Annotated in this window: 18 protein-coding genes and 1 pseudogene; 10 read left to right on the forward strand and 9 right to left on the reverse strand. The window is 63.3% G+C overall.

Translation table 11 applies throughout. The features are described from left to right. Positions 1 to 3 precede the first annotated feature (3 nt). The 3 genes from NKJ32_RS16140 to NKJ32_RS16150 are packed head-to-tail and all read left to right on the forward strand — an operon-like array spanning position 4 to position 2,407. Positions 4 to 822 (forward strand): ABC transporter permease, encoded by an 819-nt coding sequence (locus NKJ32_RS16140; protein ID WP_352451583.1) that lies wholly within the window; start codon positions 4 to 6, stop codon positions 820 to 822. A gap of 2 nt (positions 823 to 824) precedes the next feature. Then, a complete protein-coding gene (locus NKJ32_RS16145) occupies positions 825 to 1,565 on the forward strand; it encodes an aspartate/glutamate racemase family protein (RefSeq protein ID WP_352688645.1) in 741 nt (246 codons plus the stop codon). 5 nt (positions 1,566 to 1,570) lie between these two features. After that, the gene (locus NKJ32_RS16150; protein ID WP_352569307.1) at positions 1,571 to 2,407 is read left to right on the forward strand and encodes a GNAT family N-acetyltransferase; all 837 of its coding nucleotides are present in this window, start codon (positions 1,571 to 1,573) and stop codon (positions 2,405 to 2,407) included. 51 nt (positions 2,408 to 2,458) lie between these two features. On the opposite strand, the gene NKJ32_RS16155 is transcribed toward NKJ32_RS16150, so the two are convergent. The 6 genes from NKJ32_RS16155 to NKJ32_RS16180 form a co-directional block, all read right to left on the reverse strand. After that, the gene (locus tag NKJ32_RS16155) at positions 2,459 to 2,605 is read right to left on the reverse strand and encodes a hypothetical protein (protein WP_352452379.1); all 147 of its coding nucleotides are present in this window, start codon (positions 2,603 to 2,605) and stop codon (positions 2,459 to 2,461) included. A 76-nt stretch (positions 2,606 to 2,681) separates the two neighbouring features. Beyond that, the gene (locus tag NKJ32_RS16160) at positions 2,682 to 3,974 is read right to left on the reverse strand and encodes an NAD(P)/FAD-dependent oxidoreductase (protein ID WP_352828027.1); all 1,293 of its coding nucleotides are present in this window, start codon (positions 3,972 to 3,974) and stop codon (positions 2,682 to 2,684) included. Continuing rightward, a complete protein-coding gene (locus NKJ32_RS16165) occupies positions 3,971 to 4,948 on the reverse strand; it encodes a branched-chain amino acid ABC transporter permease (RefSeq protein WP_352569443.1) in 978 nt (325 codons plus the stop codon). Before NKJ32_RS16165 ends, NKJ32_RS16160 begins: the two co-directional genes overlap by 4 nt. After that, positions 4,945 to 5,853, reverse strand: a complete 909-nt coding sequence (locus NKJ32_RS16170) for a branched-chain amino acid ABC transporter permease (RefSeq protein WP_352569309.1) — start codon at positions 5,851 to 5,853, stop codon at positions 4,945 to 4,947. The genes NKJ32_RS16165 and NKJ32_RS16170 overlap by 4 nt, the downstream gene beginning before the upstream one ends. After that, entirely contained in the window at positions 5,850 to 6,599 is a 750-nt protein-coding gene (locus tag NKJ32_RS16175) for an ABC transporter ATP-binding protein (protein ID WP_352452381.1), read from the reverse strand. The genes NKJ32_RS16170 and NKJ32_RS16175 overlap by 4 nt, the downstream gene beginning before the upstream one ends. Continuing rightward, positions 6,596 to 7,393, reverse strand: coding sequence for an ABC transporter ATP-binding protein (locus NKJ32_RS16180; RefSeq protein ID WP_352704629.1), 798 nt, complete (start codon positions 7,391 to 7,393; stop codon positions 6,596 to 6,598). The genes NKJ32_RS16175 and NKJ32_RS16180 overlap by 4 nt, the downstream gene beginning before the upstream one ends. A gap of 125 nt (positions 7,394 to 7,518) precedes the next feature. On the opposite strand from NKJ32_RS16180, the gene NKJ32_RS16185 reads away from it, so the two are divergent. The 6 genes from NKJ32_RS16185 to NKJ32_RS16210 are packed head-to-tail and all read left to right on the forward strand — an operon-like array spanning position 7,519 to position 11,898. Further along, entirely contained in the window at positions 7,519 to 8,256 is a 738-nt protein-coding gene (locus NKJ32_RS16185; RefSeq protein WP_352505374.1) for a GntR family transcriptional regulator, read from the forward strand. Beyond that, the gene (locus tag NKJ32_RS16190) at positions 8,253 to 8,741 is read left to right on the forward strand and encodes a DUF3830 family protein (protein WP_352828031.1); all 489 of its coding nucleotides are present in this window, start codon (positions 8,253 to 8,255) and stop codon (positions 8,739 to 8,741) included. Before NKJ32_RS16185 ends, NKJ32_RS16190 begins: the two co-directional genes overlap by 4 nt. After that, the gene (locus tag NKJ32_RS16195; protein WP_352472221.1) at positions 8,742 to 9,101 is read left to right on the forward strand and encodes a TIGR04076 family protein; all 360 of its coding nucleotides are present in this window, start codon (positions 8,742 to 8,744) and stop codon (positions 9,099 to 9,101) included. Next, positions 9,098 to 10,153: an aldo/keto reductase gene (locus NKJ32_RS16200; RefSeq protein ID WP_352704631.1), complete on the forward strand. Its 1,056-nt coding sequence runs from the start codon at positions 9,098 to 9,100 to the stop codon at positions 10,151 to 10,153. The genes NKJ32_RS16195 and NKJ32_RS16200 overlap by 4 nt, the downstream gene beginning before the upstream one ends. 8 nt (positions 10,154 to 10,161) lie before the next feature. After that, the gene (locus tag NKJ32_RS16205; RefSeq protein WP_023676059.1) at positions 10,162 to 10,590 is read left to right on the forward strand and encodes a DUF4440 domain-containing protein; all 429 of its coding nucleotides are present in this window, start codon (positions 10,162 to 10,164) and stop codon (positions 10,588 to 10,590) included. 48 nt (positions 10,591 to 10,638) lie between these two features. Continuing rightward, entirely contained in the window at positions 10,639 to 11,898 is a 1,260-nt protein-coding gene (locus NKJ32_RS16210; protein ID WP_352590317.1) for an ABC transporter substrate-binding protein, read from the forward strand. 75 nt (positions 11,899 to 11,973) lie between these two features. On the opposite strand, the gene NKJ32_RS16215 is transcribed toward NKJ32_RS16210, so the two are convergent. The 3 genes from NKJ32_RS16215 to NKJ32_RS16225 all read right to left on the reverse strand — a co-directional run bounded on the left by NKJ32_RS16215 (position 11,974) and on the right by NKJ32_RS16225 (position 14,120). After that, a complete protein-coding gene (locus tag NKJ32_RS16215; RefSeq protein WP_036238331.1) occupies positions 11,974 to 12,891 on the reverse strand; it encodes a sigma-70 family RNA polymerase sigma factor in 918 nt (305 codons plus the stop codon). Between the two features lie 10 nt (positions 12,892 to 12,901). Then, positions 12,902 to 13,441, reverse strand: a complete 540-nt coding sequence (locus NKJ32_RS16220; protein ID WP_023676056.1) for a dihydrofolate reductase family protein — start codon at positions 13,439 to 13,441, stop codon at positions 12,902 to 12,904. A gap of 139 nt (positions 13,442 to 13,580) precedes the next feature. Continuing rightward, positions 13,581 to 14,120, reverse strand: coding sequence for an Lrp/AsnC family transcriptional regulator (locus NKJ32_RS16225; RefSeq protein WP_023676055.1), 540 nt, complete (start codon positions 14,118 to 14,120; stop codon positions 13,581 to 13,583). Between the two features lie 48 nt (positions 14,121 to 14,168). On the opposite strand from NKJ32_RS16225, the pseudogene NKJ32_RS16230 reads away from it, so the two are divergent. Further along, positions 14,169 to 15,348, forward strand: a pseudogene (locus NKJ32_RS16230) (MFS transporter). Positions 15,349 to 15,371 lie beyond the last annotated feature (23 nt).

Consider the following 15,371-nt stretch of genomic DNA (forward strand, 5'->3'; position numbering starts at 1 on the left):
GCGATGAGCCAGGACAAGCGCACCCTCGAATTCTATGTGTTGGCGGCGTTCTTCGGTCTTTTCGTGTTGTTCCTCTACGGCCCGCTTTCGGCGATCCTGATCCTCTCTTTCCAGGGCGAGAACGGCGGTCTGACATTTCCGCTGAACGGCGTGTCGCTGCACTGGTTCGCCAATTTGTTCGAGCGCCAGGCGGTCGGCGACTTCGGCGGCAGCTTCAAACGCTCGCTCGTCCTTGGCCTGATGGTGATGGTCGTCACTGTCGCCGTGTCGCTGCTCGCCGGCCTGGCCTTCCGGCAGAAATTTCGCGGCGCAACCGCACTGTTCTATCTGGCCGTCGCCAGCCTGGTCGTGCCGTCGATCATCATCAGTCTCGGCATCGGCGTCGTCTTCCAGCAGATCGGCTTCCGCCCCGCCTGGTACACCTCCGCTTTCGGCGCCCATCTGACCTGGACCTTGCCTTTCGGCGTGCTGATCATGTTTGCCGTCTTCAACCGGTTCTCGCCGGCCTACGAGGAAGCCGCGCGCGATCTCGGAGCATCGTCGTGGCAGACCTTTGCCCATGTCGTGCTGCCGATGATCGCGCCCAGCCTGATCGGCGTCGGCCTGTTCGGCTTCACTCTGTCATATGACGAGTTCGCCCGCACGCTGATGACCTCGGGCACGTTCAACACGTTGCCGCTCGAAATCTACGGCATGACGACGAATGTCACGACGCCGGTGCTCTATGCGCTGGGCACCGTGACGACCGTGTTTTCCTTCCTGGTGATCCTGCTGACGCTCGGCGCAATCGTCTATGTCGGCCGCCGCCGCGAGCGTGCCTGACAGTGCAGATCCTCGTCGTCAATCCAAACACCACCGCCAGCATGACCGACACTATCGCGGCGGCGGCCCGATCGGTCGCTGCTCAATCGACGAAGATCGTTGCCGTCACCTCGTCGATGGGACCTGTATCGATCGAAGGCTATTACGATGAAGCACTTGCCGTGCCCGGCCTGCTGGTCGAGATCGCCGCCGGCGAACGCTCGGGCGCGCAAGCCGCGATCATTGCCTGTTTCGACGACACCGGCCTCGATGCCGCGCGCGCCATGGCCAACATTCCGGTCATCGGCATTTGCGAGGCATCGCTCAGCACGGCCTCGTTCATCGCCCAGCGCTTCACCGTCGTCACCACCACCGGACGTTCGCGCGTGCCGGTCGAAGGCCTGGTGCAGCGCTATGGCATGGCAGGGCGCGCGCGTGTGCGCGCCGCCGACATCCCGGTTCTTGCCCTCGAAGATCCGGCGTCCGACGCACTGCTCAGGCTGCGCAACGAGATTGCGCGCGCCATCGACGAGGATCGCGCCGAGGCGATCGTGCTCGGCTGTGCCGGCATGGCCGATCTGGCGGCGGCGCTGCAGCGGGAATTCGGGCTTCCGGTCATCGACGGCGTGGGCGCTGCCGTGAAACAGGCCGAGGCATTGATCGCCCTTGGCCTGACGACATCCAAGCGCGGCGCCTATGCAAGCCCGTTGGCAAAGTCTTATCATGGCGCGTTGAAATCCTTCGCGCCTGGCGCCGCCGAGTGATCGCAATGCCCCGAACGATCCGAACGCTCGCACGTGAAGAAGTGCAAACCCTTGTCGATTGGGCGGCGGCGGAAGGCTGGAATCCCGGCCTTAACGACGCCGCGCTGTTTCAGGCAGCCGACCCGCAGGGCTTCATCGGCGCCTTTATCGATGGCGAGATGGCGGCCGGCATTTCGGCCGTTGCCTATGGCGACGGTTTCGGCTTCATCGGCCTCTACATCTGCCGGCCGGACAAGCGTGGCCAAGGCCATGGCAAGGTCGTTTGGGATGCCGGCATAGCGCGGCTCGGCAAGCGCACGATCGGCCTCGACGGTGTCGTCGAACAGCAGGCCAACTACCGCAGCATGGGTTTTGCACCGGCCTACCGGACGATCCGGTTCATGGGGTCACCGAATGTCCCGGCAGCCGTCGGCAACGACATTCGCGCCATAGGGCCGGAACTCGTGCCGGACATACTGGACTATGACCGCCGCTTCTTTCCCGGTCCGAGGCGATCCTTCCTGGAACACTGGCTGCGCCCGCCGCATATGGCGCTTGCGATCCTCAAGCACGGCGCCATTGCGGGATACGGCGTCGCGCGCCAATGCCGGGACGGCTGCAAGATCGGCCCGCTCTTTGCCGACAGCCTGGACGCGGCAAGCCATCTCTTCGCCGCGCTCGCGCACATGTCCGGTCCCGGAAACGTCCATCTCGACGTTCCCGAAACCAGCCGGCAATTTGCAGACTTGCTGTCGTCCGCAGGCCTTCAGCCGGGCTTCGAGACGGCTCGGATGTACAAGGGAAAGGCGCCGCAGCTCGTGCAGTCCGGAGTTTTTGCGATAACGACGTTGGAGTTGGGGTGAGGCGGTACAAGCCGACTTCCAGTGCAAAGTCGGGCAACAGGACTACGCGGTCTATTTCTCCTGAACTGAAATGCCGGAATCGTCGATGCGAAGTTCCACGCCTTTCGGCCTAGTCTCCTCGCGATAAACGTAAATCCCCAACGCAATAACGGCGACGGCCAAAGCGCCGATGATGAGATAAAGATAGTTCTGCTTCATCCGCTGTCGTTAACAACATGATGTGGGCGAGTCTAGCAGTTCGGGTATCAGGACGGCGGCCGGAGACGCACGTCGATCAGCCATCCAGCCGGTCGCGCAGCATGCTCCAGGGGAGCACCATGTTTGGTGCATGCCGCATCAGGCTATGGAACGGGATCGGCGACGGCGGCGCAAACGGCAGCGGCAAATCCTGAGGTTTTGTTCCATCAGCCCAATCCGCAAGCACCTTGCCCATCGCAGTGGTCATGGCGATGCCGCGTCCGTTGCACGCCAAGCCGGCGATCAGCCCGGGGCCGAGATCGACGAGGTGCGGCAGGAAGTCGGGCGCGACGGCAGCCATCCCCGACCAGCTGTATTCAAGCGGCGGGATGTCCGGGAGATCGAGATGCCCGGCAAGCCGCCGCCAGATCGCCCGCGGCACCCGCGTGTCGGCACCGGGGCCAAAAACATGCATGCCGCCGGTGATCAGCCTGTTTTCGCCGTCGAAGCGGAAGGTGAAGAGATTGCGTCGTGTGTCGCCGACGCCTTGCCCGCCAGGAAGCAGGCGAGTGCGTATTTCGCGCGGCAGCGGCGCTGTCGCGATCTGGAAGATTTTCAGCGGGAAATAGGTTCGCTGCAACGCCCGATCCAGCGCTCCGCCATAGGCGTTGGTGGCGACCAGCACCTTTCCTGCGCGTACCGAACCGGAGGCCGTCTTCAAAGCCCAACCATCGCCTATGTGATCGATCGACGCGACACGCGTATGCTCGAAGATGCGCGCTCCGGCCTTTTCCGCCGCGTCGGCCAATCCGCGCGCATATTCGACCGGATTGAGGACGCCACCCGATCTGTCGATCCAGCCGCCGAGATAACCGCGAACGCCGGTCAGCTCTTCGACCGCCTGTCTATCCAGCGCAACAGCCGGCCTTCCGCGTGGTGCCCATTGTTCGGCGCGCGATCTGGTCTTTTGCAAAGCGGCCGGTGAATGGGCTGGTTGTATCCAGCCGCTCTGGACGGCATCGCATTCGATGGCATGCCGCCTGATCAGGTCGAAGACGAGGTCGGCGCTGCCGGCGGCGAAATCGACAAGGCGTTCGCCGCGTTCGGGCCCGAGCTGGGCAATGATATCGTCGGGGTCTCTTTTCGCGAAATTCGGCACGACGAAGCCGGCATTCCTGCCGGTTGCCCCCCAGGCGATGATTTCCGCCTCGAGGACGGCAACCGAGATGCCTTTCTCGGCACTGTGCAGCGCGGTGGAAAGGCCTGAAAACCCGCCGCCGACAATTGCCAGATCGACATCGAGTGCGCCTTCGAGGGTGGGCCGGTCGCGGCGACTGCGGCTGACGGCATGCCAAAGGGAAACGCCGTGCGGCCGGGTCACAGCGTTCATGAGCCGCTCTCGCTCGAGGCCACGCGTGCACGCTTGCCGAACCTTGGACGCCGCGGCCTGTCGCCAAACAGGCCGTTCGGCCTGACCAGAAGGATGACGCACAGCATCACGCCGATGGCGACGATCTGCAGCGAAGCGGCGCGGGCCTGTTGTTCGGGCGAGAACAACATACTGGTCAAGGCTCCCGATCCGGCCCATATCGCCCAGACCAGGATGCTGCCGATGACGGCGCCGATGTTGCTGCCCGAGCCACCGACGATCAGCATCACCCAGACCTGGAAAGTCAGCGCCGGCAAATAATTGTCCGGCGCGATGAAGCCGGTGAAATGCGCCTGCAGCGCACCGGCAAGCGCCATGATGGCGCCACCGACGGCAAAGGCCTGGACGCGGTAGAACCGTGCGCTTTTGCCTAGGGATATCGCGGCCCGCTCATCCTCGCGAAGCGCCTTCAACACGCGCCCCCACGGGCTGCGCGACAGATGCTCCAGCGCGAGATAGACGATCAGCGTCACCACCGAGACGATCGCAAGGTTCGAAAGGTTGAACAGCAACGGCGTTTCGGCAAGACCGCCGAACGGACGCGGAATGAAGCCGATGCCGAACGGCCCGCCGGTCAGCTTCTGGGCATTGAGCGCTACCAGTTGCACGACGACGGCGACGCCGAAAGTAGTGATCGCCAGATAGTCCGATCTCAGACGTAGCGTGGCAATGCCGGTGATGGCGGCGGCGACGCCGCCCAACAGCATGGCGCCAAGCCAGCCGATAAGGATCGGCAGGTCGAAGCCGCCCAGGCGCGCGGCATCGTCGGGCGTGGTCAGCAGCGCCGAGGTGTAGGCGCCGATGGCAACGAAGCCGGCGACCCCGACATTGAAAAGCCCGGTCAGCCCCCATTGCAGATTGAGCCCGAGCGTGATGAGCGAAAAAATCAGCGCGGTGGTCAGGAAGAAGGCGCCGTAGCCGAGCAGATCCATCAGCGTTCCCTCACTCCGAAAAGGCCGATGGGCCGCACGAACAGCACCGCCATCAGGATGATGAACGAGACGGCTGCCCGCCATTCGGCGCCGATCAGCTGCACCGCGCCGGCTTCGGCCATGCCGATGATCAGGCCGCCGAGAACGGCGCCGGGCACGCTGCCGATGCCGCCGAGGATGGCGGCCGCGAACATCGGCAGCAGCATCTCGAAACCCATGAACGGGCGGATCTGGATGAGAATGCCGATCATGACGCCGGCGACGCAGGCCAGCGCGCCACCGATGATCCAGGTGACGCGCACCACCCTGGCGACGTCGATGCCGACGATGCGGGCAAGTGCCGCGTTCTGGCTCAATGCCTGCATCGAGCGGCCGGTCTGGGTCCGCGTCATCAGGAGATGCACGCCGAGCACCAGCACGGCGGTCAGCAACAGCAGCGCGATCTGGTCCGGGGTGATGCGGATGCCGAAACCTATCGGCATGGCGATCTGGATCGCCCGGCTGAAATAGGTCGGACGCGAGGTGAAGATGAATTCGAGCAGGCTTCTCAGCGCCATCGAGGCGCCGAAGCTCGCCATCACCACGATGATCGCCTGACCCTTGGCCCGTAGCCGCGCGAACAGCACGATGTCGAGCGCCAGCGCCAGCAGGCCGGTGGCCGCCATGCCGATGATGAGCGCGACGATCAGCGGCCAACCGAAGGAGAGGGGCGCGATCGGCGCGATCTTGCCGAAAATCGCGCCAATGGCGCCAACCACGGCGAGCGTCGCATAGGCGCCCCAGGCCATGAAGTCGCCATGGGCGAAGTTCGAGAAGCGCAGGATCGAATAGGTGAGTGTCACGCCGATGGCGCCGAGGCCGATCATCGACCCTGCCAGCAGTCCGTCGACGACGAATTGCAGGTTCATGCCGCGCTTCCTTGTCCAAGGTCGAGGCGGCGCTGGCCAAGATAGAGTTCAGCGACGACCGGGTCGTTCCAGAGCTCGGAGGCGACGCCCTGGTGCCGCTCCTTGCCCTCGACCAGCACGTAGGCGCGGTCTCCAATGGCAAGCGCTGCCTTGGCGTTCTGTTCGACCAGCAGAATGGTGACGCCGGACTTTCGGATGCCGGCCAGCATCTCGAACACCATCGCCACGAATTTCGGCGACAGGCCGGCCGACGGCTCGTCGAGCACCAGCACCTTGGGATGGACGATCAACGCCCGGGCGACGGCCAGCATCTGCCGCTGTCCACCCGACAGATTGCCCGCGGCCGTTCTGCGCTGACGGGCGAGATCGGGAAAGGCCGCATACATTTCCTCGATGCGGGCTGGGACCTCGCGCGGCCTCAGGATGCCGCAGGCGACCCTGAGATTGTCCTCGACCGACATCAGCGGGAAGATGTTCTCTGTCTGTGGCACGAAGGCAAGGCCAAGGCGGACCATGATGTGAGCGGGCGACGCCGTGATATCCTTGCCGTCCAGCAGCACCGTGCCGCCGGTGATCGGGACAAGGCCGGCTATGGCCTTGATAAGGCTCGACTTGCCGGCGCCGTTGGGACCGAGAACGACGACGATCTCGCCCTGGTCGACGGTGATCGAAGCGCCGCGCACGATCGGAACGCCAGGCTCGTAGCCGGCTTCGAGATCGCGGACATCGAGTACCTTTTGGCTCATGCCGTGCCTCCGAGGTAGGCCTCGATGACGCGCGGATCGCGCGCCACCTCCTCCGGGGTGCCTTCGCACAGAAGCTGGCCGCTCGCCATGACCAGCACGCGGTGGCAAAGCCGCGTCACCATGTCGATATTGTGCTCGATCAGCAGGAAGGTGATGCCGCGCGCATTGATGTCGCGGATGCGGTCTATAATGATCTCGAGCAGGGTTGCGTTGACCCCGGCCGCCGGCTCGTCGAGCAGGATGATCGCCGGGTCGGCCATCATCACGCGGGCCAACTCGAGCAGCTTGCGCTGGCCGCCTGAAAGCACGCGCGCAGGTTCGTACGCGAGGTGAGCGATCGTGACGAGCTCGAGCAGTTCGACGGCTCTTGTCTCGGCAGCCCTTTCTTCGGCAGCGACCCGCCGGGGCGTCAGGAAATTGGCGAGCAGTTTTTCTCCGACCTGCCCTTGCGCGGCCAGCATGACGTTTTCGATCAGCGTCAGGTTAGGCAAGGGCCGGGGGATCTGGAACGTGCGGCCAAGGCCGCGGCCAATGCGGCGATGGGCAGCTTCCCCCGACACCGATACGCCGTTGAGGAGGATTTCGCCGCTGGTCGGCAGAATGCTGCCGGCGAGCAGGTCGAACATCGTGGTCTTGCCGGCGCCGTTCGGGCCGATAAGGCCAAGTATTTCGCCCGGCCGGATGTCGAAGGAGACATTGTTGACCGCGACCAGGCCGCCGAAGCGTCTGAGGACGTTCCTGGCCGTGAGGACCGGCGTACGGATCTCCTCCTGCCGTTCCGTCGTGTCGCTCATCAATTCCTCTGGCCGAAAGCGATCTTCGTCGCCTATGATTTGATTTGTGATCACGCTTGCTTTGATCACGCTATTCGGCTTTAATTTCTTCCGCAAGCCGAAAATGGCCAAGACCGGGATTGCCTATGCAGAAGGCCGCCATCGAAAAGAACAATGAGATGATCGCAGCCCAGCTTACGCCGGTCGGCCGCGAGACCGTGCAGGATCGCGTCTATTCGGAGCTGCGCCGCGCCTTGATCGGCGGCCTTTTCGAGCCGAGCCAGGTTCTGACCATCCGCGGCCTCGCCGACGCGCTGGTCACCAGCACCATGCCGGTGCGCGAGGCGCTCGGACGGCTGATCACCGAGAAGGCACTGGAGGCGCTTCCCAACCGTTCGGTGCGCGTGCCGCCGATCACGCTGGAGCGCATCGACGACCTCTTGCGCGCCCGTTCTCTGATCGAGGGCGAAGCGATCGCGCTGGCCGCCACGCGCATGAACCCGCGCCAGATCGCTTCGGTCGAAGCCATGCTCGGCGAGTGGGACGAGATGCGGGCGCTGAAGCACAAGAAGGATATCGACCGCGAGGCCACGCTCAACCAGAGCTTCCATTTCGAGATCTACCGTTGCTGCGGTTCCGCCGTGCTGATCCCGATGATCGAGAGCCTGTGGTTGCAATCCGGGCCTTGCATCCGCGTTGCCATTTACGCCTTCTCCGACGCCGGCGAGGTCGATACGGCCCACTACCACCGCAGCATCGTCGCAGCGCTTTCCAGGCAGGATGCGCAAGCGGCGCGCGAGGCGCTGGTGGCCGACATCAGCCGGCCCTTCGCCTTTCTGCGCGACAAGCTCCAATCCACAAGCAAGGAAGGATTGAGGGCATGACGGTGCCTGGCATCAACATCACCGAGCCACACTCGATGCTTTCCGTGACCGCGCTGCTGTTGCCTGAAAAGGCGCCCGACAACGCTGCCTTCCTGCTGGCGTATCTCGAGCAGCCGCGCGTCGTTGCCGGCATCCATGCTATGTGGACGGGGCCGGAAATCTCCTGCCCGGTTCCATCAGCCGAACTTGAGGGCCAAACCTATGCCAGGCCCTTGCCGGCGGAGAACGCAACGCTGACGCCGCAGCCGGGCGACATCGTGTTGTCCTACGTGCCGCCGCGCAGGTGGGGCGGCAACCCGAATGCCATCTTTGACGTCGGCCTGTTCTACGGAGCGGGTGCACGCCTGCTGTTCCCGATCGGCTGGCTTGCCGGAAGCGTCGTCGCGCAGGTGGTGCCTGAGGATCGCGATAAATTCGCAGCCGCTTGTGGCGTGATCCGCCGCAACGGTGCCTGCGACATCACCTTCACCCGGGTGGAGATCTGAATGGCTGAGACCGACGACAGTTTCGAACTCTTCGACCTTCGCGTCGAGGCGGTTATCCCCGAGGGCAAGCCGATCTATTGCGGCGCCAAGCCCGGCGACTATTTCGAGTTGAAGGGCGAGATGCTGTCGATGCCGGCGGGGCAAGGTTTCTCGATCTATTCCATTGCGGCAGTGTTGCCGCTTCTGGCCGCAAAGCAGCGCCCGACCCACAGGAACGATTGGATGACGTCGGACGCCGAGATCGCTTGTCCGGATCCCAATTGTGCCAGCCGGCTCCGGATCGTCAGGACCGGCAAGCGGCGGTTCAGCCATGCCGAAACGACGGCGGTGCCGCTGCCGAAGGAGAATGACCGGAGATGACCGCCAAGGCTTTCGAGCTCAGCCCCGGCTATACGATCTCGCGCGTTATTCGCGGCGGCTGGCAGCTTGCCGGTGGGCACGGCGCGATCGACCGCCAACAGGCGGTAACTGACCTGATCGCCACCTTCGACGCCGGCATCAGGACCTATGATTGCGCCGATATCTATACCGGTGTCGAAGAGCTGATCGGCGCGGCGCGCCTGCGCCTTGCCAATGAGCGTGGCCTCGACGCTGCCACCAAAATGAAGGTGCACACCAAGCTGGTGCCTGACCTGGAAAGGCTTTCCAATATCAGCCGCGACTACATCAGAGGCATCGTCGAGCAGTCGCTGCGGCGGCTGAAGACCGAGCGGCTCGATCTCGTGCAGTTCCACTGGTGGGACTATGCGCTGCCCGGCTACGTCGAAGCGATGGGCTGGCTCAACGAAATCCGCAGGGAAGGCAAGGTGCGCAACATCGGCACCACGAACTTCGACACGCCGCGGTTGGCCGAGATCCTGGCCGCCGGTGTGCCGCTGGTCAGCCAGCAATTGCAATACTCGGTGCTCGACCAGCGGCCAGCCAACAGCCTTGCAGCGCTCGCCAGCCGGCATGGCGTCAGTTTCCTCTGCTACGGTTCGGTGGCGGGCGGCTTCCTCAGCGAAAAATGGCTTAGCGCTGCCGAGCCGCAGACGCCGCTCGAAAACCGATCGCTGGTCAAATACAAGCTGATCATTGACGACTTTGGTGGCTGGGAGCTTTTCCAGGAGTTGCTTCGCACACTGAAGGCCGTCGCCGACCGCCACGGCGTCGATATCGCCACCATCGCCAGCGCCTGGGTGCTGGAGCAGCCGCAAGTGGCGGCCGTCATCGTCGGCGCCCGCAACCAGGCGCACGCCCTTGCCAATGCCAGAATCATGGACGTCGCGCTCGATGCCGACGACCGGGCGAGGATCGCTGCCGTGATCGCGCAAAGCCGTGGGCCGCTGGGCGACGTCTACACATTGGAACGCGACCGTCACGGCCGCCACGGCTCGATCATGCATTACAATTTGAATGCAGGCAGGAAATGAACGCGGCCATGGACGAAAAGCCCTCCTTGCTTTCCCGCGCCAGCGCCGAGGTGGTCGATCTCCACCGCTTCTTCGTCGACTGGTTCAATGCGGCGAGTGCGGACAATGCAGATTTCAGGCGCTTCGAACGCGTCATGGGCGAAGGCTTCTGCATGGTTGTGCCGGATGGCCAGGTCCTCGATCGTGACGCGGTGCTCGACCATGTCAGGGCAAGCCGCGCCACTTGTGACGGCGATTTCACCATCTCGATCGAGGAAATCCGGGCCGGCTGGCAACAAGGCGACACGATCGTCGTCAGCTACATCGAAGCGCAGCAGCGCGCCGGCAAACATAGCCGCCGCCGCTCGAGTGCCGTTTTCACCACCAGTTCATCGGCGCCCAACGGCGTCGAATGGCGACATCTGCATGAAACCTGGCTGCAGATGCCGGAAGGCTGAACAGGCTCAAGACATCAATGAGAGTCGTGTAACGAAAGGGGAACAACAATGAAAAAGACCATACTTCAGATCACCACCGCGCTCGCACTGCTGACAGCGGCCGGCGCAGCGCAAGCCGCCGATTGCAAGATCACCGTCGGCCTCGTCATGGAACTGACAGGCCCGGCCGGCGAGTACGGCCAGGCCGGCGCCAAATCGGTCGAGATGGCCTTCCGCGACATCAACGATGCGGGCGGCGTCCGCGGCTGCGATCTCGCGACCGACACGCGCGACAGCCAGAGCCAGGGCAACATTGCGGTCGACGCCGCGACGCAGCTCGTGCAGGTCAAGAAGGTGCCGGTGATCATCGGCGGCATCATCTCCTCGGTGTCGATCCCGATCCTGACCTCGGTCACCGCTCCGGCCAAGATAGTCCAGGTGTCGCCTGCTTCCTCGTCGCCGACGCTGACGGCGCTCGGGCGCGACGGCAAGACCAACGGCATCTTCTTCCGCACCATCACATCTGATGCGCTGCAGGGCGTCGCTGCCGCCAAATATGCCATCGACAAAGGCTTCAAGAAGCTGTCGGTCATCCACGTCAACAACGACTTCGGCGTCAACATGGTGGCGGAATTTTCGCGCGCCTATAAGGCACTCGGCGGCACCATTGTCTCCGACACGCCCTACAATGAAAAGCAGTCGAGCTATGCCTCGGAAGTGACGGCGGCGATGGCTGGCGAGCCCGACGGGCTTTATCTCGTCAGCACGCCTGTCGACGGCGCAACCATCGCCCGCACCTGGATTTCGCAGGGCGGTGTCCAGAAATTCCTGCTCAATGACGGCATGAACAGCCCGGACTTCATCGAATCCGTTGGCGCGGATTACCTGAAGGATGCGTACGGCACTTCCTCCGGCACCAGTCCGACCGCATCGACCGAGTATTTCACCAAGAACTACAAGGAATTTTCGGGCATCGAACCGTCGAACCCGGCGGCCGACCGGTCGTATGATGCCGGCGCCATCGTCGGCTTGGCCATCGCCATTGCCGGCTCCGAGGATCCGGCCAAGATCAAGGACGCGATGTACAAGGCGGTCGACCCGGCCGGCACGCCGATCTATGCCGGCAAGGACGAGTTCGCCAAGGCGCTCGGCCTGATCAAGGATGGCAAGCCGATCCGCTACGAAGGCGTCATCGGCCCGGTCGCCTTCGACAAATACGGCGACATCACCGGCCCGTTCCGCCTCTGGAAGATCGTCGATGGCAAGGTGACGACCGACGGCGAAATGACGACGGATGACGTCAACGCCCTGCAGGCGAAGCTTCAGTAAGCCGCCTATGTCTTGTCCGGCGTCGATCCCATTTCAATGAGGTTGATGCCGGCCACTTGCATGTCCTGCCGCTGGTTAGGCCGGCCTGGAAACGACCACCGCACCTGCCGCCGGCATGATCCAAGGGCAGGCATAGTAATCGGCGATGCGATTTATGGTCCCGCCGGCGGCTTCGATCCGAACCGGATGGGCCGGCTTCCAACCGTTTTCGCCATGGTGGAGCACTAGCAGCACCGCCTGGCCATCGATCTCGCCAACCGCCATTTTCCAGGTCGTCGAGGCTCTTTCATATTCAACGAAGTAAGGTGATTCCGACAGCCTGCCCTTGAAGCAATCCGCGACACGCAATTGTGCGTCGGCGCTGGTCAACGCCCGTACCCCATCCCAATCGCGGCGGTTGAACAGTTCGACATAGCGGCTGAGCAATTCCAGGAATTCCGGATCGCGTTGGGGCTCCGAACGGACGATTGGGTCGCCTGACAAGGCGGCCAATTTCGAACGGCCACGGCTCAACGCAGCCTTGACGCCGCCCACGGTCGAGCCGACGAGGTCGGCGATCTCTTCCAGCGAATAGTCGAAGACGTCCTTGAGCAGGACGCAGGCGCGTTCTTTGGGCGGCAGGTGGATCACCAGCCGTTCGATCGCGCGATCCGCGCCCTGGCCCGCCGGCTCGACCGGCAGGATGATCTCGTCTTCGGCGAAATTGGCCTCCGCATGCTGACGCACCTGCCGGCTTCGCAGAAAATCGATGCAGCGATTATGTGCAATGCGAAAAAGCCAGGGGCGAAGAGCACTCGCATCGTCCAGCTTCTCGATCTTCCGATAGGCCTCGAACAGCGCCTCTTGCATCACGTCTTCGGCGTCGAGCGTTGAACCGGTCATGCGTGCACAGTAGCGGTGCAGCCGTCCACGCAAATGCGCGACTGTCTCCAGAAAACCGGCGTAGCGGACGTCGAAAAGCCCGGTCGGGTCAAGTCTTGGCTGCATCTTCATGGCATACGGATCATAGCGGGACATAGGTCAACGTAATGACGCCGTTCTTGAAACGGTGGGTATCTATAAGCTCCAGTCTGACCAGGGACGGGTCGACATCCTGGAAAGCGCGTTTGCCATGTCCGACGCGGGTCGGCACGATCGAGAGCTGATACTCGTCGACAAGCCTGTTGGCGAGCAGCGTCTGGTCGAGATTGCTCACTCCGTACTTCAAAATGTTGCCGCCGGCCTGCTGCTTGATCCTGGCAATTTCGGCAGCGATGTCGCCTTCGATCAGCGACGCGTTCCAGCTCACTTCCTTGAGGCTGCGCGACGCGACGAGCTTCTTCAGCCCGTTCATGCGATCCATGTACTTGCTGCCTTTGACCTGCGGCCAACGCGCCGAAAACATTTCGTAGGTGACGCGGCCGAGCAGGAAAAAATCCGCCTCGCCGGCCTTTTCATAGGAGTGTTCCTTCATCTCTTCGTCGAAGAACGGTGACGCCCATTCCATTGGTGCTTCGATGACGCCGTCCAGCGAAATGAAGCTGCCTACGATTAATTTTCTCATCGCGTGTCTCCGGTTGCGCAACAGGCATCCCGTCGGATCCAAGAACCGGCGCAAACGAACCGGCCCGACGGATGACCACAGGATGCAGTGCCTAAGACGTTTCCGGTTCGACTTTGGATACGCGTGAGAATCGTTTGAGCTAATAAAGCGGCTTGGCCATATGCCGGGGGGTCGGCCATTCCGTCGTTATCCCGGGCTGCACTGGCCGCTCGAGATAGGTCGACAGGACCACATAGCTTCGGGTCGAGGTGACGCCAGGCGTTTCGTAGAGGCGCGACAGCAGGCCTTCGAGTGCCCGCGTGTCCTCGGTGCGGACCTTGATCAGCATGCATGTGTCGCCGGCCACCGAATGGATCTCCTCGACTTCGGGGTGCTCGGAGATCGCCATCAGCTCCGGCGTCTTTCCCCACCCCTTGGTATCGATATGGACGAAGGCGAGCAGCGGCTTGCGCACCGCCTTGGGGTCGATGATGGCCGCGGTGTTGCGGATGGTGCCGCTGCGCCGGAGGCGCTTGACGCGTTCATGGGCTGCCGGCGGTGAAAGGCCGACGCGGTCGCCGAGCTCGGCATAGCTGATCGTGGCGTCGTCGACCAGAACGCCTAATATTTTTCGGTCGGTTGCATCGATATCGCGGGCGGCAGGCCTGTTCTGCGGAATGCCATCTGTTTCTTCATCCATATTAAAATTCCCGATTGATGCAGAATTTAATACGGCCATTATTGCCATATGTCGAACACTGATCAAGTCGCTACATTCGCAGCGGCCCCCAAGCCGCCAATCCCGGCACTCGCTTACCTGCTGACGGGGTGCATTGCCGTGATCGGCTCGAACTCGCTGGTGCTCGGTCCGATCGCGCCGGCGGTGGCCGCGTCCTTCGGCACAAGCGTGCCGGCGGTTATGATCGCGTCGGCCGCGTTCGGGCTCGGGACGTCGGCAAGCGCCTTGTTCCTGGCGCGCTATATCGACCGGCTTGGTGCCCGCCGCATGCTGCAAGGAGCGTTGCTGCTGCTGGCGATAGCGCTCGTCGCCAGCGCTGCTGCGCCGACGGTGACGGCGCTGGTCGCGGCCCAGCTTCTCGCCGGCATCGCTGCAGGTGTCGCCATGCCGGCAATCTACGCCAGCTCAGCCGCGATTGCACCGCCCGGCCGCGAAAGCGGCACCATAGGCGTCGTGCTGACCGGCTGGACGCTGAGCATGGTCGCCGGGGTTTCGCTGTCGGCCGTACTTGCCGACCTGGTGCATTGGCGCGCCGTTTTCGCGGCGGTCGCGGTGCTCGCAGCACTCGCATTGGCAAGCCTGGCGCTGACGTCGCTGAGCGATGTCAGGAAGAGCGGCCCGGCGCCGACGCCGCTGGGCGCCTTGAGCGTCCCTGGCATAGTGCCGCTTCTGGTTGCCTGCGCCGCATTCATGACCGCGTTCTACGGTGTCTATGGCTATCTTGGCGATCACCTTCACAATGGCTTGGGACGCGGTCAGCGCCAACGGGCTGGCCGCGCTCGCTTATGGCGCCGGATTTGGTGCGGCGGCACTTCTTGACGGCGTTATCGACCGCCTGGGCGCGCGGCGTGTCATGCCATTTGCCTATCTGCTTGTCGCGGTCGTCTATGTCGTGATTGCCGCGGCAAGCAGTAGTTTTCATCTGACCATAGCGGTGATAGCCGTCTGGGGCCTTGCCAATCATTTCGGGCTGAACGTCCTGGTGATGCGCCTGTCGGCGCTCGACCCTGCGCGTCGCGGCACGATCATGGGTTTGAACAGCGCGGTGACCTATCTTGCGGTGTTCGTCGGCACCACGGCGTTCGGACCGCTCTATTCCACGTTCGGTTTTGCAGCATCGGCGGTGATTGCAGCTTTGCTCATGCTAATCGCTGCTGCGGCAGCGGCGTGGCGTTCGCCGAAGCTATAGCGCAGCAAGGCTTGCTTCTCGGT

The organism is Mesorhizobium sp. M0159, from assembly GCF_040322295.1.
GTDB lineage: Bacteria > Pseudomonadota > Alphaproteobacteria > Rhizobiales > Rhizobiaceae > Mesorhizobium.